Annotated in this window: 19 protein-coding genes and 1 tRNA gene; 8 read left to right on the forward strand and 12 right to left on the reverse strand. The window is 75.4% G+C overall.

Translation table 11 applies throughout. From position 1 onward, the window contains the following. From BLR12_RS13310 to BLR12_RS13325, 4 genes are all read right to left on the reverse strand, one after another. Entirely contained in the window at nucleotides 1-1,071 is a 1,071-nt protein-coding gene (locus BLR12_RS13310; protein ID WP_091378823.1) for a hypothetical protein, read from the reverse strand. Beyond that, nucleotides 1,055-1,567 carry a sigma-70 family RNA polymerase sigma factor gene (locus BLR12_RS13315; RefSeq protein ID WP_091378828.1) on the reverse strand — a complete coding sequence of 171 codons (513 nt, stop codon included), beginning with the start codon at nucleotides 1,565-1,567 and terminating at the stop codon, nucleotides 1,055-1,057. The genes BLR12_RS13310 and BLR12_RS13315 overlap by 17 nt, the downstream gene beginning before the upstream one ends. A gap of 131 nt (nucleotides 1,568-1,698) precedes the next feature. Continuing rightward, nucleotides 1,699-2,211, reverse strand: coding sequence for a flavin reductase family protein (locus BLR12_RS13320; RefSeq protein WP_091378831.1), 513 nt, complete (start codon nucleotides 2,209-2,211; stop codon nucleotides 1,699-1,701). A gap of 124 nt (nucleotides 2,212-2,335) precedes the next feature. After that, a complete protein-coding gene (locus BLR12_RS13325; protein ID WP_091378834.1) occupies nucleotides 2,336-2,863 on the reverse strand; it encodes an NUDIX domain-containing protein in 528 nt (175 codons plus the stop codon). Nucleotides 2,864-2,921: 58 nt separating this feature from the next. On the opposite strand from BLR12_RS13325, the gene BLR12_RS13330 reads away from it, so the two are divergent. Next, nucleotides 2,922-3,716 (forward strand): SGNH/GDSL hydrolase family protein, encoded by a 795-nt coding sequence (locus tag BLR12_RS13330; protein ID WP_091378838.1) that lies wholly within the window; start codon nucleotides 2,922-2,924, stop codon nucleotides 3,714-3,716. Between the two features lie 32 nt (nucleotides 3,717-3,748). On the opposite strand, the gene BLR12_RS13335 is transcribed toward BLR12_RS13330, so the two are convergent. After that, entirely contained in the window at nucleotides 3,749-5,704 is a 1,956-nt protein-coding gene (locus tag BLR12_RS13335; RefSeq protein WP_091378841.1) for a putative bifunctional diguanylate cyclase/phosphodiesterase, read from the reverse strand. A 216-nt stretch (nucleotides 5,705-5,920) separates the two neighbouring features. Here BLR12_RS13335 and BLR12_RS13340 point away from each other — a divergent pair, with 216 nt between their 5' ends. After that, nucleotides 5,921-6,958 (forward strand): LLM class flavin-dependent oxidoreductase, encoded by a 1,038-nt coding sequence (locus BLR12_RS13340; RefSeq protein WP_176832503.1) that lies wholly within the window; start codon nucleotides 5,921-5,923, stop codon nucleotides 6,956-6,958. 62 nt (nucleotides 6,959-7,020) lie between these two features. Continuing rightward, nucleotides 7,021-7,641 carry a hypothetical protein gene (locus BLR12_RS13345; protein ID WP_143018772.1) on the forward strand — a complete coding sequence of 207 codons (621 nt, stop codon included), beginning with the start codon at nucleotides 7,021-7,023 and terminating at the stop codon, nucleotides 7,639-7,641. Between the two features lie 189 nt (nucleotides 7,642-7,830). Here BLR12_RS13345 and BLR12_RS13350 read toward each other — a convergent pair whose 3' ends face one another. Together BLR12_RS13350 and BLR12_RS13355 are read right to left on the reverse strand one after the other, a co-directional pair. Beyond that, nucleotides 7,831-8,499, reverse strand: coding sequence for a DUF4333 domain-containing protein (locus BLR12_RS13350; RefSeq protein ID WP_091378851.1), 669 nt, complete (start codon nucleotides 8,497-8,499; stop codon nucleotides 7,831-7,833). An 89-nt stretch (nucleotides 8,500-8,588) separates the two neighbouring features. Further along, nucleotides 8,589-8,661: transfer RNA gene (locus BLR12_RS13355), tRNA-Arg, on the reverse strand. A gap of 241 nt (nucleotides 8,662-8,902) precedes the next feature. Here BLR12_RS13355 and BLR12_RS13360 point away from each other — a divergent pair. The 5 genes from BLR12_RS13360 to BLR12_RS13380 all read left to right on the forward strand — a co-directional run bounded on the left by BLR12_RS13360 (nucleotide 8,903) and on the right by BLR12_RS13380 (nucleotide 14,103). Further along, a complete protein-coding gene (locus tag BLR12_RS13360) occupies nucleotides 8,903-9,409 on the forward strand; it encodes a single-stranded DNA-binding protein (protein WP_091378854.1) in 507 nt (168 codons plus the stop codon). A gap of 102 nt (nucleotides 9,410-9,511) precedes the next feature. Further along, nucleotides 9,512-11,182 (forward strand): energy-dependent translational throttle protein EttA, encoded by a 1,671-nt coding sequence (gene ettA / locus BLR12_RS13365; protein WP_091378858.1) that lies wholly within the window; start codon nucleotides 9,512-9,514, stop codon nucleotides 11,180-11,182. Between the two features lie 140 nt (nucleotides 11,183-11,322). Beyond that, nucleotides 11,323-11,739 carry an acyl-CoA thioesterase gene (locus tag BLR12_RS13370; protein ID WP_218120660.1) on the forward strand — a complete coding sequence of 139 codons (417 nt, stop codon included), beginning with the start codon at nucleotides 11,323-11,325 and terminating at the stop codon, nucleotides 11,737-11,739. 154 nt (nucleotides 11,740-11,893) lie between these two features. After that, the gene (locus BLR12_RS13375) at nucleotides 11,894-12,931 is read left to right on the forward strand and encodes an AMP-binding protein (protein ID WP_176832504.1); all 1,038 of its coding nucleotides are present in this window, start codon (nucleotides 11,894-11,896) and stop codon (nucleotides 12,929-12,931) included. Continuing rightward, complete coding sequence (locus BLR12_RS13380; RefSeq protein ID WP_091379876.1) at nucleotides 12,928-14,103, forward strand: thiolase family protein; 1,176 nt, start codon at nucleotides 12,928-12,930, stop codon at nucleotides 14,101-14,103. The genes BLR12_RS13375 and BLR12_RS13380 overlap by 4 nt, the downstream gene beginning before the upstream one ends. 14 nt (nucleotides 14,104-14,117) lie before the next feature. Here BLR12_RS13380 and BLR12_RS13385 read toward each other — a convergent pair whose 3' ends face one another. From BLR12_RS13385 to BLR12_RS13405, 5 genes are all read right to left on the reverse strand, one after another. Then, nucleotides 14,118-14,648 (reverse strand): MOSC domain-containing protein, encoded by a 531-nt coding sequence (locus BLR12_RS13385; protein WP_091378868.1) that lies wholly within the window; start codon nucleotides 14,646-14,648, stop codon nucleotides 14,118-14,120. After that, on the reverse strand, nucleotides 14,648-15,289 hold the full coding sequence (locus tag BLR12_RS13390; protein WP_091378871.1) for an energy-coupling factor transporter transmembrane component T family protein: 642 nt from the start codon (nucleotides 15,287-15,289) through the stop codon (nucleotides 14,648-14,650). The genes BLR12_RS13385 and BLR12_RS13390 overlap by 1 nt, the downstream gene beginning before the upstream one ends. Beyond that, nucleotides 15,286-16,026: an energy-coupling factor ABC transporter ATP-binding protein gene (locus BLR12_RS13395; protein ID WP_176832505.1), complete on the reverse strand. Its 741-nt coding sequence runs from the start codon at nucleotides 16,024-16,026 to the stop codon at nucleotides 15,286-15,288. Before BLR12_RS13395 ends, BLR12_RS13390 begins: the two co-directional genes overlap by 4 nt. Further along, entirely contained in the window at nucleotides 16,023-16,586 is a 564-nt protein-coding gene (locus tag BLR12_RS13400; protein WP_091379884.1) for a biotin transporter BioY, read from the reverse strand. Before BLR12_RS13400 ends, BLR12_RS13395 begins: the two co-directional genes overlap by 4 nt. A gap of 84 nt (nucleotides 16,587-16,670) precedes the next feature. Then, nucleotides 16,671-18,263: a glycoside hydrolase family 13 protein gene (locus tag BLR12_RS13405; protein ID WP_091378874.1), complete on the reverse strand. Its 1,593-nt coding sequence runs from the start codon at nucleotides 18,261-18,263 to the stop codon at nucleotides 16,671-16,673. Nucleotides 18,264-18,270 lie beyond the last annotated feature (7 nt).

The following is an 18,270-nucleotide window of genomic DNA, read 5'->3' on the forward strand; positions in this document are numbered from 1 at the left end:
TCACCGGAGCTCACGGGCGACCGACAGCAGCTCGTCGGCGCTCACCGACCCGGCGACCCCGGTCATCACGCCGTCCTCCACCCAGACCACCGCGGCGAGCAGGCCGTCGCGGGAGGTGAGCACGGTGGCCTCCGCGCCCCCCACGTCCGCCGTGGAGCTGGTCACCAGGTCCGCCGGGACGGGCAGCGGCAGGGTGGCCGCGTCGGTGGAGAGGTCGCGCAGCTGGTCGGCCAGACCGTCGGGCAGGCCCGGGAGGGACAGCAGGTAGTCGCGGACGGTCTCGAACGGCACGCCGGAGGAGTAGACGGTGGGCGCGACCACGCGGGCGACGACGAGCGTCGGCACCCCGGTGGGCTGGGTCCAGACCGCCGCGACGCCCGGGCCGGCCTCGATCCGGAGCGTGCTCCCGTCCAGTCCGGCGGGCGCGGGCGGCAGGACCTCGCCCTCGGCAGCCGCCGCCTGCGCGGCCTTCTCGGCCGAGAAGGTGAACGTCGCGCCGACGGTGCCGGCCGCCTGGTGGACCGGCTCCCCGGTCACGCCCTCGGGCAGCTCGGCGACCTCGGGGACGGCCAGCCCGGTCCGCGCCTGCGCCGTCGCGGCGTCGGCCACCTGCTCGGTGCCGGGTTCCCGGGTGACCTCGAGGTCGCCGTAGGCGGAGAGGTCGGGCAGCTGGACGAGCTCGGTGGAGGTGACCTCGACCGGGTCGACGCGCTCGGTCTGGAAGATCGGCAGCCAGTCGTTGGCCGCCGCCACCCCCGCCCCGGTCACCAGCAGCACCGCGCTGAGGGCCGCGACGGCCGGACGGCGCACCGCCGCGCCCCACCGGCTGCGATCGACGCGCGCCCGTCGTGCCGGGGCCGCCGGGGTGGTCGACAGCCGGGCCCAGCCGGCATCCGTGTCGACCGGGGCCGGTGTGGTGAGCGCGGCGCCGACGAGCCGCGCCTCGGTGCGTGCGGTGTCCACCGCGCGCAGGCAGGTCGGGCAGCCGGCGACGTGGGCGCGGTCGGCGTCGGTCACGCCGGCCGGCTCGTCGACGAGTCGGCGCAGGACGCCCTCACTCGGGTGACGCATGGCGGTTCAGCTCCTTGAGCAGGACGGACTCGGCGCGGCGCACGGTGGTGCCCACGCTCCCGGGGGACATCTCGAGGGCGGCCGCGACCTCGGCGTAGCTGAGGCCGCTGTGCCGCAGCACCAGCGCGGCCGCCTGCTTGTGCGGCAGGCGGGCGAGCGCGGCGCGGACGGAACTCCGTTCCTCGCGGGTGATCACGAGGTCGGCGACGTCGGGGACGACGGCCGGACCGTCGCCGGCGGCCTCCTCGCGGGCACTGCGACGGCGGCCGGAGCGCAGCAGGTTCAGCGCGGTGTGGGTCGCCGCCACGGTCAGCCAGCCGCCGGCGTCACCGGCCGGCACCGCGGAGCGCCCGAAGGAGAGGAACACCTCCTGGGCGACGTCCTCGGCCTGGTCACGGGAGCCGAGCACGCGAGCGGCGACGGCGACGACCCGCGCGTAGTGGCCGCGGAAGACCTCCTCGAGGTCCGTCCGGACGTCGACCCGACCCCGTGGCATGCCCGCGCCCCGCTCAGTCCAGGGCCGGGCCGCGCCGCGCGGCCCGGGGAGGGGCACTGGTGCGGTGACCGATGGCCGTACGAGTTCCACACCCGTAGAGCACCACCGGGGCCGCGGATGTGACAACGCCGTCAGCCGCGGCCGGCGGGCTCCCCGCTCGCGTCGACGTAGCGGCCCCGGTGGCGGAGCAGCGGCACCGCCGACGCGTCGCCGGGCAGCACGTCGTCGGCGGAGAGCAGCGCCAGCACGTGGTCGCCGGCCTCGACCAGCCGCTCCAGCCGGCAGTCCAGCGCGACCAGGCCGCCGGTGAGCACGATCCCCCCGCTGCCCTCCGCCCGGTGCCACGGCACCGACTCGAGCAGGTGGCGGGCGCTGGGCCGTCCGGCGGAGGAGAACCGGCTCGCGACGATGGCGTGCTCGGCGGCGAGCACGGTGAGCGCGCAGCGGCCCACCTCCTCGAGCACCTCGGCCGGGTAGCCGCCCGCGGACAGGCCGACGGCGACCAGCGGCGGCTGCGCGGACACGCTCATCACCGAGGAGACGGTGGTGCCGACGTCGTCGATGCCGTCCCGGACGGTCAGCAGGCACACCCCGGCGGCGTACTGGCGCAGTGCCTCGGCGAACGTGGCGGGGTCGACCGGCATGGCCGCCAGTCGACCACACGCGCTCTCGACGCCGACCGTGTGCGCCGGAGCGTGGTTCCAGAGCCGGGAACTGCGCTCCTGCGCACACCGTCGCCGGGCCGGGGCATCGCCCGGTCGACCGCAGTCAGCCGCGGTCGAGCAGCAGCAGGCCGTAGGCGGCCAGGCTGGGCCCGTCGGTGAACCGGCCGTCGCGGACCATCGCCCGCAGCTCCGCCTCGGTCACGAAGGCCTGCCGCATGTCGGCCTCGGTGGCCTCGCGCGCGGTCGGGCCCGGGGTCAGCCCGGTGGCCAGCCAGACGTCGAACTCCTGGGTCGACAGCCCCGGCGCGAGGTCCAGGTGCCCCAGGTGGCGCAGGGACCCGGCGCGCAGGCCGGTCTCCTCGGCGAGCTCGGCGCGGGCCAGCTCCTCGGCCGAGCCGCCCGGCCCCGCCGTCCAGGTGCCCTGCGGGAACTCCCAGGCCCGCCGCCCGACCGGGTACCGGTACTGCTCGACCAGCCAGAAGCCCTCGCGCTCGTACGGCAGCACCAGCGCGAAGTGCGGCTTCTCCACCACCCCGTAGATGCCGGCGCTGCCGTCGGCGCGCTCGACCTCGTCCTCCCGCACCCGGATCCACTGATTGCGGTAGACCTCCCTGCTGCCCGTCGTCCGCACCCGGCCAGCCTCCCAGGGCGGCCGGCGGTGTGCCCGGTCACCGTGCTGGAGTGGAGGCGTGCAGCTCGGACCCTCCCGGACCACCTGGCGCCGCTACGTCGCCCTCGGCGACTCCTTCACCGAGGGGCTGTCCGACGCCGACCCGGAGCGCCCGGGGGAGTACCGGGGCTGGGCCGACCGGCTGGCCGGGCACCTCGCGGCCGCGGCCGACGGCGAGCTGGAGTACGCGAACCTGGCCATCCGCGGGCGGCTGCTCGGGCAGGTGCTCGCCGAGCAGGTGCCGGTCGCGCTGGCCGCGGAGCCCGACCTGGTCAGCCTGGTCGCCGGCGGCAACGACCTGCTGCGCCCCGGCGCCGACCCCGACGGGCTCGCCGCCGCCCTGGAGGCCGCCGTCGCCCGCTTCCGGGCCGCCGGTGCCGACGTCCTGCTGGCCACCGGGGTCGACCCGCGGCAGACGCCGATCCTGCGCCGCACGCGCGGCCGGGTCGCGGTCTTCAACACCTCGCTGTGGTCGATCGCCGCCCGGCACGGCGCCGTCGTGCTGGACCAGTGGGGTGCGGCCTGGATCCAGGACTGGCGGATGTGGGACGGCGACCGCATCCACCTCACGCCCGAGGGCCACCGCCGCACGGCGCTGGCCGCGGCGACCGCCCTGGGCCTGCGGGTGGACGACGACTGGCGCACCCCACTGCCCCCGCAACCGCCGCGCGCGCTGCGGGCGGCGCTGGCCGAGGAGGCGGCGTGGGTGCGCGGCTTCGTCGCGCCGTGGATCGGCCGGCGGCTGCGCGGCCGCTCCTCGGGGGACGGCCGAGCCGCCAAGAGGCCGGTGCCGCTGGCGCTGCCGCGCGGCTGAGAGAGGACCCCCTTGCAGGGGGCCACGAGACGCTAGTCCGCGTCGAGCCGGCGGTCCTCGGTGGGCGGACCCTCGGTGGTCGGCTCGGCCCCGGGCAGGTCCTCGGCCATCAGGTCGTCGACCGACATCGCCCGGGTGGTCGGCGGTCCGGGGGCCGGGACGGGCGGCAGCCCGGAGGTGACGACGGCCTCGCCGGCCAGCACGTCCTGCACGGTGACCTCGCCCGGCGGCAGCGTCCCGGTCAGGTCGACGTCCCCGGTGCTCGGGATGGTGGTGGGCAGCGGCGCCGGCCGGCCGAACGCGTAGCCCTGGGCCATCTCGCAGCCGTGCTCGCGCAGCCAGTCGGCCTGGTCGAGGTCCTCGATGCCCTCGGCGATGACCTGCAGGCCCATGCCGAGGCCCAGCTGCACCAGGCCCTGCACGAGCGCCGCGGTGGAGGGTTCGGTGACGACGTCGGCGACGAACGAGCGGTCGATCTTGACGGTGTGGATGGGCAGCCGGTGCAGCGCGGTGATCGCCGAGTAGCCGGTGCCGAAGTCGTCCAGCGCCAGGGTGACCCCGGCGTCGGTCACCTCGGACACCGCCTGCAGGGTGGCGTCGGCGGCGAACAGCGCGGTCGACTCGGTGATCTCCAGCTCCAGCCGCTCCGGCGGCAGCCCGGACCCGGCGAGCGCGTCGGCGACCAGGTCGGCGAAGCCGGGCTCGGCCAGGTGCCGGGCGGAGATGTTGACGTGCACCCGCAGCCCGGCCGGCCACCCGGCGGCGTCGAAGCAGGCCTGCCGCAGCACCCAGGCGCCCAGCCGGGAGGTGAGCCGGTTGTCCTCGGCCGCGGCGAGGAACGCGCCGGGCGGCAGCAGTCCGCGGGTGGGGTGCTGCCAGCGGATGAGCGCCTCGTAGCCGAGCAGCGTCTCGTCGGCCAGCGACACGATCGGCTGGTAGAACAGCCGCAGCTCGTCGGCCTCCAGCGCGTTGCGCAGGTCGGCCTCCAGCTGCAGCTGGTCGACCTCGCTGTCGGACAGGCCGCCGTCGTGCACCTCGATGCGCGCCCGGCTGCCGTCGGCCTTGGCGCGGGTGAGCGCGGCGTGCGCCTGGCGCAGCAGGTCGTCGGGGGCGACGTCGGAGCCCAGCGTGAGCCCGACGCTGGCCGACAGCACGATCTCGCGCTTGCCGATCAGGAACGGGTCGTCGAGCACCGCGAGCAGCCGGTCGGCCATCGTGCGCAGCCCGTCGAGGTCCTCCACGTCCTCGGCCAGGATGAGGAACTCGTCGGCACCGAGGCGGACGGCGGTGTCCTCCACGCGGGTGCTCCAGCGCAGCCGGTCGGCGACCTGGATGAGCAGCTGGTCGCCGGCCTCGACGCCGAGGACGTCGTTGACCGCCTGGAACCGGTCGAGGTCCATGTGCACGAGCCCCACCTGCAGCCCGCGGCGGCGGGACAGCGCGAGGGCGTGGTTGAGCCGGTCGCCGAGCGCGCGGCGGTTGGGCAGGCCGGTCAGCGGGTCGGTGAACGCCCGGCGGACCAGGTCCTCCTCCGCGCGGCGGCGGTCGGTCACGTCCACCAGCGAGAGGACGACGAACTGCGGCGTCCCGCTGCTGGTGTGGACGACCTCGTGCGACTGGGTGGCCCAGACCTCGGAGCCGTCGGCGTGCCGCAGCCGGCGCTCGCCGTCGACGCCCAGCCAGGGGTCGAGCGGGCCCTCGCCGCGGTCGGGCACCGGGGCCTCGTCGGGGTGGGCGAGCAGGTCGACGTGCCGACCGACCACGTCCTCGGGCGCGCGCCCGGTCATGGCGCACAGCGCGTCGTTGACGACGAGCAGGTGGCCGTCGAGGTCGACGAGGGCCTTGGGGATCGGCGCGGTGAGGAAGAGGGCGCGGAACAGCTGGCCGCGGTCGGCGAGCAGGGTGTCGATGGCGCGGAGCTTCGAGCCGGCGGCGGCGTCGAGGGTCCCCGCCGGGGGACGCGACACGTCGGGGGCGCTCGGGTTCACCCGGACAGGGTGCGGGACCGGAGCCGTCGAGCGAGGGAACCCGTCGACGGAGAGTCGTGGTCATCCGGTCACACATCGTCACTTCCCGTTCACGGGGAGGCAGGAGTGACGGGTGGGGCGCGCGCGGGTCGCCGTCCGGGTGGTCGCCGGCGCGGGCGGGAACACGCGCGGGGCTCCCGGTGCTCGACCGCAGCAGGGAGACGAGAGGTGAGGGTGATGGAGAAGCGCATCGGGTTCCTGTCGTTCGGGCACTGGCAGCCGATCCCGGGCTCGCAGGTGCGGACCGGGCGGGACGCGCTGGTGCAGAGCCTGGAGCTGGCCGTCGCCGCCGAGGAGATCGGGCTGGACGGCGCCTACGTGCGGGTGCACCACTTCGCCCGCCAGCTCGCCTCGCCGTTCCCGCTGCTGGCCGCGATCGCCGCGCGCACCCGCCGCATCGAGATCGGCACCGGCGTCATCGACATGCGCTACGAGAACCCGCTGTACATGGCGGAGGAGGCCGCGGCGGCCGACCTGCTGAGCGACGGCCGGCTGCAGCTCGGCGTCAGCCGGGGGTCACCGGAGACGGCGCTGCGCGGCTCGGAGGCGTTCGGCTACCTGCCATCGGAGGGGTCGTCGGACGCCGACCTCGCCCGGCAGAAGACGGCGCTGTTCCTCGCCGCGATCCGGGGTGAGCGGCTGGTGGACGCCGACCCGCGGATGACCGGCGGGGTGCCGGGCGGGCTGGCCGTCCAGCCGCAGTCGCCGGGCCTGGCCGACCGCATCTGGTGGGGCGCCGGCACCCGGGCGACCGGCGAGTGGGCCGCCCGCCAGGGGCTGAACCTGATGAGCTCCACGCTGCTGAGCGAGGACACCGGCGTGCCCTTCGACGAGCTGCAGGCCGACCAGATCGCCCGCTACCGCGCCACCTGGGCCGAGGCCGGCTGGGAACGGACGCCGCGGGTGTCGGTGAGCCGCAGCGTCATGCCCGTCACCACCGACCTCGACCGGCAGTACTTCGGCGAGCGGTCCGGTGAGGACCAGGTCGGCCTGCTCGAGGGCGTGCGCGCCCGGTTCGGCAAGAGCTACGTCGGCGAGCCCGACCAGCTGGCCGAGGAGCTCGCGAAGGACGCCGCCGTCCGCGAGGCGGACACCCTGCTGCTCACCGTGCCGAACATGCTCGGTGTCGAGTACAACGCGCGGCTCCTGGAGACCGTGGCCCGCCACGTCGCCCCGGCGATCGGCTGGGTCCCGCCGGAGCAGCGCGGCCGCTGACCCGTCACCTGGCCGGGTGACGCACGGGCGGCCGACCGCCGCCGGTCGTCATGCTGCCGCCGATGTCCGACGACCAGCGCCCGCCCGCGGATGCCGACGCCGAGGCCGACCGCCTGCTCTCCGGCGGGCCGGACGACGCCGCCCGGTCGCGGCTGCACCGGCAGCGGCGGGTGCCGGCGGTGCTGGGTGTGGCTGTCTTCGGCGCGTTGCTCCTGCTGCCGGTGGTCGTGCTGGTGGACGACGGCGGGTCCTCGGCCGAGCCGCCGCTGTGGCAGGCGGTGGCCGGCTTCGCGCTGATGACGCTCGGGATCGTCGTCTCGCTCGTCTCGGTCACCCGCACGCTTCGAGGGCTCCGACGACGGCGGGACCGCGGCACACCGCTGCTCGCCCGCACAGCCGGGCGGCAGGTGGAGCTGCGGGCGCAGGTCCGTGGCCAGGCTCCCGTCGACCCGGCTCGCACCGCACTGGCCCGGCGGCTGGCCGAGGAGATGGTGCACCAGCGTCTGCTCGTCGGGAACAGCGTCGGGCTGACGTTCCTGTGGGTCGGCCAGGCGATGGCGTTCCCGGCCTGGTGGCGGGTCGGGATCGCCGTCGCCTTCGCCGTGCTGATGACGGTCTCCGGTGCGGGGCTCACGCGTGACGCGCGCAGTGCGCGTGCCTTCCTCGCCGCGCACCCGGACTGATCCGGAGCCGCCCCCGCTGTCCACGGCTCGACCCCTGTGGTCCGCGGCTCCCGGGTGGTCCTCGCTCTCCGGGGATCATGCCCGACTCCGGGAGCGCGAGGAACGCCCTTGGAGCGTGAGCACACCGACGGGCACGCGTGGACGCGGTGGCGCCGGCCGGCGCCACCGCGTCCACGGGTCCTGCTGGGGTCACACGGGCTCGTAGCTGACGGCCCCGGCCTCGTCGACCGTGGCGAGGACCGAGATGCCGTCCGTGGGGTCGGTCGCGTTGGTCACCGTGCAGGGGATCGGCGTCCCGAAGCCCTCGACCAGGAGGGTCCGGCCGTCCGCGTCGCAGGTCGCGACGACCTCGACCTGGGCCTCGGCGCCCACCTGCTCGACCAGCGCGGCCTCCACGTTGGCGATGACGACGAAGTCCTCGACGCTGGCGATCTGCACGTTGCCCTCGTCGTCGGTCTGCTCGACGGTGTAGGACACCGGCTGGCCGTCGAGGGTCGCCGTGCAGGTCGTCGTCGTGCCCGCCTCGAGCGGCACGTCGTCCGGGCAGGTGACCTCGGACGGCGCCAGGCCGAACTGCTCCTTGGTGATCCGGGTGATCTCGCGCTCCGCCTCCGCGGTGTCGAGCAACCGGCTGCCGAACAGGAACAGCGCGCCCACGGCCAGGCCGCCGATCACCAGCAGAGTGGTCACCACCGCGGCGACCACGGCGCCGGTGCGGCGGCGCGGGGGAGGCGGCACCGGGGCACCGGAGCCGGCGGGCGGCGGGCCGTACGGCCCGGCCGGCTGGCCCGGCGCGGTGTTCGGCGGGTACGGCGGCTGCGGGGTCGGGTACCCGGGGTGGCCGGTCTGCGGGCTCATGTCCTCGTCCTCCTGTGGCGGGTGGCGGAGGAACGGTCCCGCGCAGCACTCAAGAGGGACTTGCCGCTCACTGGTGCCGCACTTGTGGGCGCGCCCGGCAGGGATCGAACCTGCGACCGGCGGTTTAGAAGACCGCTGCTCTGTCCGCTGAGCTACGGGCGCTCGGCGTCCGATCATCGCACCCCCGCCTCCCCGGTCCAGCCGCCGCGGGCGGTCGGCCCTGCTCGCGCGGGGGAGTGCAGGCCCGGCGTCGGACGTTCCCGGCCCGCCCGTCCACAGGGGCACCGGCCGTCCACAGATGCCCGCCGCCGGTCCCGTGCCGAGCGGCCACGGCCCACGGTCGGAGCACGCCGGCACCGCGCCGGTCCCCGCCGGTCCCGGCGGACAGCCCCTGAGGAGCACCGTGAACGACACCCACGTCACCGTCGTCGGCAACGTCGTCGACTCGCCGCGCCGCGTCAGCCTGGAGAGCGGCGCCGTCACCAACTTCCGCCTGGCCGCGACCGCGCGGCGCTTCGACGGCCAGACCCAGGAGTTCGTCGACGCCGGCACCTTCTGGGTCGACGTCGAGTGCTGGAACGACCTGTCCGGCAACGTCTCCGGCAGCGTCAGCAAGGGCGACCCGGTCATCGTGCAGGGCACCCTGACCACGCACAGCTGGGAGGGCGAGAACGGGCGGCGCAGCACGCCCCGCATCCGTGCCGCGGCCGTCGGCCACAACCTGGCCCGCGGCACCGGGGTGTTCAAGCGCAGCCGGTCGGCTCGCCAGGTGGAGTCGGTGCCCGTGCCGGCGGCAGCGGGCGACGCCCTCTCCGACGACCTGGTGGCCGGCCGGGACTACGAGACGGCCCCGGAGGCGTTGCACCATGCGGACACCGCCGACCTCGCCATGGAGCCCGCGCACGCCTAGTCGGCCGGGCTGGGAGGATCGGAGGGGAGAACGCACGGGGGCGGGCCGGCACACGGCCGGCCCGCCCGCCACTCGCGAACCGACGGAAGGCCTCGAAGCCCAGTGGCTCAGTACATCTACACGATGGCGCGTGCGCGCAAGGCGCACGGCGACAAGGTGATCCTGGACGACGTCACCCTGTCGTTCCTGCCCGGCGCCAAGATCGGTGTCGTCGGCCCGAACGGCGCCGGCAAGTCGACCGTCCTCCAGATCATGGCCGGCATGCAGCAGCCCTCCAACGGCGACGTGATGCTGGCGCCGGACGCCACGGTCGGCATCCTGCTGCAGGAGCCGCCGCTCAACGAGGAACTCGACGTGCGCGGCAACGTCGAGGAGGCGGTCAAGCCGCTGCGCGACGCGCTGACCCGCTTCGAGGAGGTCAGCGCGGCGATGGGTGAGCCCGACGCCGACTTCGACACGCTGCTGGCCGAGCAGGGCGAGCTCATGGAGGTCATCGAGCAGCACGACGGCTGGGAGCTCGACGCCCGCATCGAGCAGGCCATGGACGCGCTTCGCTGCCCGCCCGGCGACGCCGACGTCACCGTCCTCTCCGGTGGTGAGCGCCGCCGCGTCGCGCTGTGCAGGCTGCTGCTCGAGGCGCCGGACCTGCTGCTGCTCGACGAGCCCACCAACCACCTCGACGCGGAGAGCGTCGCCTGGCTGGAGCAGCACCTGGAGAAGTACGCCGGCACCGTCGTGGCCGTCACCCACGACCGGTACTTCCTGGACAACGTCGCCCAGTGGATCCTCGAGCTCGACCGGGGCCGGGCCTACCCCTACGAGGGCAACTACTCCACCTACCTGGAGACCAAGGCCGCCCGGCTCAAGGTCGAGGGCGCCAAGGACGCCAAGCGGCAGAAGCGGCTGGCCGAGGAGCTGGAGTGGGTGCGGTCGGGCGCCAAGGCCCGCCAGGCCAAGAGCAAGGCGCGCCTGCAGCGCTACGAGGAGATGGCGGCCGAGGCGGACAAGTTCCGCAAGCTGGACTTCGAGGAGATCCAGATCCCGCCGGGCCCGCGGCTGGGCAGCGTCGTCGTCGAGAGCCACGACCTCACCAAGGGCTTCGGGGACCGGGTGCTGATCGACGACCTGTCCTTCACGCTGCCCCGCAACGGCATCGTGGGTGTCGTCGGCCCCAACGGCGCAGGCAAGACCACCCTGTTCAAGATGCTGGTCGGCGAGGAGAAGCCGGACGACGGCGAGATCAAGGTCGGCGAGACGGTCAAGGTCTCCTACGTCGAGCAGAACCGCTCGGGCATCGACCCCAAGAAGACGCTGTGGGACGTCGTCTCCGACGGCCTGGACCACATCAAGGTCGGCAACGTCGAGATGCCCTCGCGGGCCTACGTCGCCGCGTTCGGCTTCAAGGGCCCGGACCAGCAGAAGCCGGCCGGCGTGCTGTCCGGCGGTGAGCGCAACCGCCTCAACCTGGCACTCACCCTCAAGCAGGGCGGCAACCTGCTGCTGCTCGACGAGCCGACCAACGACCTGGACGTCGAGACGCTGACCAGCCTGGAGTCCGCCCTGCTGGAGTTCCCGGGATGCGCCGTTGTGGTCAGCCACGACCGCTGGTTCCTCGACCGCGTGGCGACGCACATCCTGGCCTACGAGGGCGACTCGAAGTGGTTCTGGTTCGAGGGCAACTTCGCCGACTACGAGAGGAACAAGGTCGAGCGGCTCGGCCCGGAGGCCGCGCGCCCGCACCGCGCCACCTACCGGAAGCTCAGCCGCGACTGAACGAGGACCCCGCTGCAGGGCCGTTCCAGCACGTCCCGGCGGCCGGCCGGAGCACCCGCTCCGGCCGGCCGCCGCCGTCTGCGGCCCCGGTCCTGGCACCGGCAGTCCGGGCTCTCGCCCCATGCGGCAGGGTGTCGGGGGTGAGGCACACCGTGGCGGTCCCCATGCGCTGGTCGGACATGGACGCGTACGGCCACGTCAACAACGTGGTGTTCCTGGCCTACTTCGAGATGGCCCGCGTCGACCTGTTCTTCGACCGGGCGTCGCTGGAGGAGCAGACCGGCCTGCGCCAGGGCACCGTCGTGGCCGCCCACGACGTCCAGTACAAGCTGCCCGTCGTCTACTCCCGGGACCCGCTCGAGGTGCACATCTGGGTGTCCGGCATCCGCGCCGCCGCCTTCACCTGCCACTACGAGCTGTTCGACCACGGACGGCAGGCGGTCACCGGCAGCACCCTGCTGGTCCCCTTCGACTTCGCCATCGACCGGCCCCGCCGGCTCACCCCGGACGAGAAGGCGTTCCTCGCCCGCTATGCCGACGAGCAGGCCTCGGCCTGACGGTCGCCGGCAGGTGCGGTCGCCGGCAGATGGTGCGCGGCGGGCCGCCGCGGGCGTCGACTACCGTGTGTCCCCCCGTGCCACAGGTGCCGGCGTGCTGTCCGGCGAGGGTGGCGGCGACGACCCGCCGGATCGGAACGGAGGTGGACGTCGCATGCACCCGCCGATCCGCGACGTCGCCGCGGCCGCCGACTCGGTGGTGGCGGTCTTCGAGGCGCACGCGGACGGAGCGCTCCTCGCGCTGAGCACCTCCGGCACCACCGGCCGCCCCCGGGTGGTGCTGCGCTCGACCGCGTCCTGGTTCGACTCCTTCCCGCACGTCTCCCGGCTGGCGGAGATCGACGCGTCCTCCCGGCTCTGGGTGCCCGGCCCGCTGTCGGCGACGATGAACCTGTTCGCCGCGGTCCACGCCAGGGCGGTGGCCGCCGCGCTGGTCGCGACACCCGAGGACGCCACGCACGCCGTCCTCACCCCTGCGGCTCTGGCGGCGGCCCTGCGAGACGGCCTCGACCTGCGCGGTCGCCACCTCGTCGTCGCCGGCGACCGGCTGCCCCGCCGGCTGGCCTGCCGCGCCGGCGCGGCGGGTGCCCGGGTCGGCCACTACTACGGGGCGGCGGAGCTGTCGTTCGTCGGCTGGGGCACCGACGAGGAGGACCTGCGCCCCTTCCCGGGCGTGGAGGTGCAGGTCCGCGGCGGCCGGATCTGGGTGCGGTCGCCCTACGTCAGCCTGGGCTACGCCGGCGCCGACGGGCCGTTCACCGTCGCCGACGACGGGTTCGCCACCGTCGGCGACGCGGGCCGCCTGTGCCGTGGAGTGCTGACGGTCACCGGCCGCGGGACGGAGGCCGTGCTGACCGGTGGCACCACCGTGCTGGTCGACGACGTCGAGCAGGCGCTCCGCCCGGCGGCCGGAGGTGAGGTCGTCGTCGTCGGCGTCCCCCACGCCCGGTTGGGCGCGGTCGTCGCCGCCGTCCTGGGGGACCCGGAGGCCGTGTCGCGGACCCGGCGCGCGGCGCGGGAAGGGCTCCCGCCGGCGCACCGGCCGCGGCTGTGGTTCTCCCTCCCGGACCCCCCGCTGACGGCCGGCGGCAAGGTGGACCGGGCGGCCGTGGCGGCACTGGCGGCCGCCGGCCGGCTGCCGGCCGCGGGACCGTGGCGTGCAGCAACCGCCCGCCGGCAGGCCCGGTCGTGAGCGGTGGGGCGGGCGGAGCCGTCGCCGAGGCGCCGGTCATCGTCGCGGCACGGCGGACGCCGATCGGGACGGCGCAGCGGTCGCTGGCGGCGCTGACCGCGCCCGACCTCGCTGCGGCGGTGATCGCCGATCTCGCCGCCGACCTCGCCGCCGCACCGCCGGAGCGCGGGGTCCCGGGCATCGGTGAGGTCGTCCTCGGCAACTGCACCGGACCCGGCGGGGACGTCGCCCGCGTGGCGGCGCTGCAGGCGGGACTGCCCGACACCGTGCCGGGCCTCACCGTGGACCGGCAGTGCGCCAGCGGCCTGGCCGCGGTCGTGCTGGCCGTCGCCGTGCTGCGCAGCGAGCCGGGGGTCGTGCTGGCCGGGGGAGTGGAGTCCGCGTCCACCGCGCCCTGGCGCTTCTGGCCCCCGGCGGACGGTGGGGCGCCGACCCGGTACGAGCGGGCGCCGTTCGCGCCGGCGACGGTCGGGGACCCCGACATGGGACCCGCGGCCGACCTCCTCGCTCGCGACAGCGACGTGTCCCGGCGCTGCCAGGACGAGTACGCCGCCCGGTCGCACGCCCGTGCGGCGGCCACCCAGCGTGCGGGCGGGTTCGACGCGGAGATCGTGCCCGTCGGCGGCGTGGCCCGCGACGAGCGGCCGCGCGCCGGGCTATCGGTGGACCGGCTGGCCCGGTTGCGCCCGGCCTTCGGCCCCGGCGGCACGGTCACCGCGGGCAACGCCTGCGGCGTCAACGACGGCGCGGCGCTGGTCACGGTCGTCGACGCGGAGACCCACCGCCGGCTCGGGGTGCCCGGGCTGCGGGTCCTCGCCACCGCCACGGCCGGGGTCGACCCGAACCGGCCAGGCCTGGGCATCGTCCCGGCGGCCCGGCTCGCCCTGGACCGGGCCGGGCTGGGGCTGGACCAGGTGGACGTCGTCGAGTTCAACGAGGCCTTCGCCGGGCAGGTGCTGGCCTGCTGCGCCGGTCTGGGCCTGGACCCCGCGCGGGTCTGCCCCGAGGGCGGAGCGCTGGCCCTGGGGCACCCGTGGGGAGCATCGGGCGCGGTCCTGGCGGTGCGGCTGTTCACCCAGCTGGTCCGCCGGCCCGGCGGCCGTCACGGCCTGGCCGCCATCGCGGCGGGCGGTGGCCAGGGCGTGGCGATGGTGGTCGAGGCCTGCCGCTGAGGTGCCGGCCGGCGTCAGCCCCGCCGCGGTACCGGGCGGTCGGCCCCGGTCGGCGCACCCCGCCGGGCGGCTTCGGCGTCGGGGACCGGACGGACGACGTCACCGTCCCGGATCGGCCCGCCGACGAACACTGCGGCGTTGATACCGCCCCGGTGCACCATCGCCTTGACCAGCCGCGCCCCGGTCAGCCGCTCGAGGTGCGTGCACGGCGGGCAGCGCTTCATGCCGAACAGCAGCGCGTCCCCCACGGCGAACCACCGGCCCACGAGCGCCGGCAGGTCGATCCCTGTGGTCACCAGGTTGCGGCGGGTGTCGCCCGGGGTGAGCGGCACACCCACCTCGGCGGCGACGGCGTCGACGTCCGCGGCGTCGATGAGCGTCAGCTGCTTCTCCAGGTCCGGGTACTGCGCCCACGTGCCGCCGCCCAGCGCGTAGCGGTCACCGGCCAGCCCGCGCCCGGCCAGCAGCTCCGCCTCGGCCACCCGCCGCATCGGCCCGGCTGCCGCGGACGTCAGCCAGATCGCGGTCAGTCGCCCGTCGTCCATCACACCCTCCTCGACCTTCGCACCGGCACGTCGTCCGCACCGCGGGCGTCCAACGCCTCGCTCACGTCGTGCGCCATCTGCAGCACCTGGACCAGCAGCGGCGCCACCGTCGTCCGCAGCGCCCGCACCCCCCGCGGAGACCCGCCCCGGGCGGCCTGCGCCGCCCGGATCCGGTCGGCCCGCTCGATGAGCACCGGGATGAACCGCAGCGCCATGGTGATCGCCAGACCCACCCGCTCCGGCCGGACGCCGACCAGCCGCAGGGGGCCGCAGATCCGCTGCACCACCGCCGTCATCTCGGTCACCCGCGTGGTCGCCGTCACCACCGCCGCGGCCAGCACCAGCGTCAGCAGCCGCAGCACGGTGTGCGTGCCGGTGGGCACGTCGGTGGTCAGCGCGTGGACGACGAACAGCGCCGCCAGCCACCACCGGACCGCCAGCGCCTGCCGGGCGAGGACGGCGACCGGCAGCCGGGCCACGCCGAGACCGACGGCCATCGTCCCGAGCAGGGCGGCGCCGGCCACCGTCAGGGTCGGCCGGGCGAAGAGCAGGACCGCCAGCGCGGCGAGGGCCAGCAGCTTCACCCCCGCCGGCAGCCGGTGGACGACGCTGGCCCGCGGGACGTACAGCGCGAGCGTCACCGGCCGGCCATGAGCGTGCGGTACGCGGCCACGGCCGGGCCGGGGGGAGCGTCCTCGACCACCCGGCCGCCGTCGACCACCAGCACCCGGTCGAATCCGTCGAGCAGGTCCAGCTGGTGGGTCACCACGACCACCTGCTGCTCCAGCCCGGCGATCAGCTCCGCCACGCGGCGGGCGTTCACCAGGTCCAGCAGCGTCGTCGGCTCGTCGAACACCACCCGGGCCGGCCGCATGACCAGCACGCCGGCGATGGCCAGCAGCTGCTTCTGGCCGCCGGAGAGCAGGTGGGCCGGGTGGTCGGCGTGGCCGGCCAACCCGTAGCGGGCCAGCACCTCGGCGACCCGGGCGGCTCGCTCGTCGGGGGGCACGCCCTGGTTCTCCAGCCCGTAGCCGACGTCCTCGGCGACGGTGGGGTGCACGATCTGCGCATCGGGGTCCTGGAAGACGAACCCGACCCGGCGGCGCACGGCCCGCACCTGCGTCCGGGTGTCCAGCCCGTCGACGATCACCTGCCCGCCGGTGGGCACGACGAGACCGTTGAGCAGCCGGGCGAAGGTGCTCTTGCCCGACCCGTTGGCGCCGATGACGCCGATCCGCGGCTCGGTCAGCCGCAGGTCGATCCCGGCGAGCACCACGCGGTCGCCGTAACGGTGACCGACGCCCCGCAGCTCGATGCCGCGTCCGGGGTCGGCGACGTCGGCGTCGGCGGGGGCGGCACCGGGACGGCGGAACCTCACCGGGTGGCGGCGGCCCGGCGTGGGCGTTCGATGACCGGGTAGCTGCGCCGCACGACGTCGGCGATCGCTGCCGCGACGAACGCCTTCACCAGGTCACCGGGGATGAACACCGCGGCGCCGGTCCACAGCGCGTCGTCCCACGCCAGGCCCGCGACGGCCTTGAGCACCGGGACGCCGACCGCGTAGATGACCACGATGCCGCCGACGACGTTGATCAGCGTGCCGCGCAGGACGGTGTAGCGGTGCCACGAGCGCTCGGTCAGCCAGCCGATGACGAAGGCGGCCACCGGCCAGCTGAACAGGTAGCCGGCCGATGCCCCGGCGAAGGGCGCCAGGCCGCCGCGGCCGCCGGAGAGCAGCGGCAGCCCCACCGCCACCAGGACCAGGAACAGCAGCACGGCCAGGAAGCCGCGGCGGGCGCCCAGGACCGACCCGGCCAGCATGACGCCGAGGGTCTGCGCCGTGATGGGCACCGGGCCCACGGCGATGGCCGGCAGGGTCCCCAGGACCGCGGTGATCGCGGCGAAGAGGGCGATGTAGGCGAGGTCCCTGGTCTTCACGTCGGTCTCCTCCCGGGCACGGTCCACCCGCGCGACTCCCGGCGGAAGGTACCGGAGACCCGGGGCGTTGCCGCCGCCCGCCTTTCAGGCGTGCAGCCACACCGCCGCGTCGTGGGGCAGGACGCCGTCCCCGGTGTCGGCACTGGCCAGCAGCACCCGGCCCTCGGGCAGCGGCACCGCCGCACCCGAGAGGTTGAGCAGGCACACCAGACCGCCCGGACGGCGGAACGCCAGGCAACCGTCGGGTGCCGGTACCCACTCGAGCCCCTCGCCGGCGAAGACCGGCGACGTCCGGCGCAGCTGCAGGGCCGTCCGGTACAGCGACAGCACCGAACCGGCGTCGGCCGCCTGCGCCTCGGCGGTCAGCGGCTCCCAGCCCTCGGGCATGGGCAGCCACGTCTCCGCGCGGGAGGAGAACCCGTACGCGGCCTCGCTGCCCGACCACGGCACCGGGACGCGGCAGGCGTCCCGCCCGCGCTCGGTCCGTCCGGACCGCTCCCAGATCGGGTCCTGCAGCACCTCGTCGGGCAGGTCGACGTCGGGCATGCCGAGCTCGTCGCCGTTGTAGAGGTAGGCCGCCCCGGGCAGGGCCAGCTGCAGCAGCGCCGCGGCGCGCGCCCGGCGGGTGCCGACCTCGCCGCCTCCGTATCGGGTCACGTGCCGTGGGCGGTCGTGGTTGGACAGCACCCAGCAGGCCGGCGCCGGGGTACCGGCGACGGTGGCCAGCGAGTGGACGACGGCGTCCCGCAGCTCGTCGACGTCCCACTCGGCGGTCAGCAACTTGAAGTTGAAGGCCAGCTGCAGCTCGTCGGGGCGCAGGTAGAGGGCCAGCCGCTCGTCCTGGGAGACCCACACCTCCCCGACGGCCATCGTGCCGGGGTACTCGTCGAGGACGGCGCGGATCCGCCGGTGGACGTCGTGCACCCCGTCGTCGTCGAAGCGGTGGTCGCCGGGCCCGTGGTCGGCGAGCAGGCCGGTGTCCTCCATCGGCTGCATGTCCGGCAGCCCGGCGGGCTTGGCCATGCCGTGGGCGACGTCGACGCGGAAGCCGTCGACCCCGCGGTCCAGCCAGAACCGCAGCGTCGCCTCGAGGTCGGCGAGCACCTCGGGGTTCGTGAAGTCCAGGTCGGGCTGCTCGGGCGCGAAGATGTGCAGGTACCACTGGCCGTCGTCCACCCGGCTCCAGGCCGGCCCGCCGAACACCGAGGGCCAGTTGTTCGGGGGTTCCGCACCGTCCGGCCCGCGCCCGTCGCGGAACAGGTAGCGCGCCCGCTCGGGCGAACTGGGACCGGCGGCCAGCGCGGCCTGGAACCAGGCGTGCCGGTCGGAGGTGTGGTTGGGCACCAGGTCCACGGTCACCCGGATGCCGAGCGCGTGGGCCTCGGCCAGCAGCGCGTCGAACCCGGCGAGGTCGCCGAACACGGGCTCCACGTCGCGCGGGTCGGCCACGTCGTAGCCGTGGTCGGCCATCGGCGAGGGGTAGAACGGCGTGATCCACAGCGCGTCGATCCCGAGCGCGACCAGGTGTGGCAGGCGGGCGCGGATGCCGGCCAGGTCGCCCACGCCGTCGCCGTTCCCGTCGGCGAAGCTGCGGATGTAGACCTGGTAGAAGACCGCGTCGCGCCACCAGTCGGCGTCGGTGCGGCGGGCAGCGGGCAGGGACGTGTCGGGGCTCACCGGGCTC

It is taken from the genome of Geodermatophilus sp. DSM 45219 (assembly GCF_900104025.1).
GTDB lineage: Bacteria > Actinomycetota > Actinomycetes > Mycobacteriales > Geodermatophilaceae > Geodermatophilus.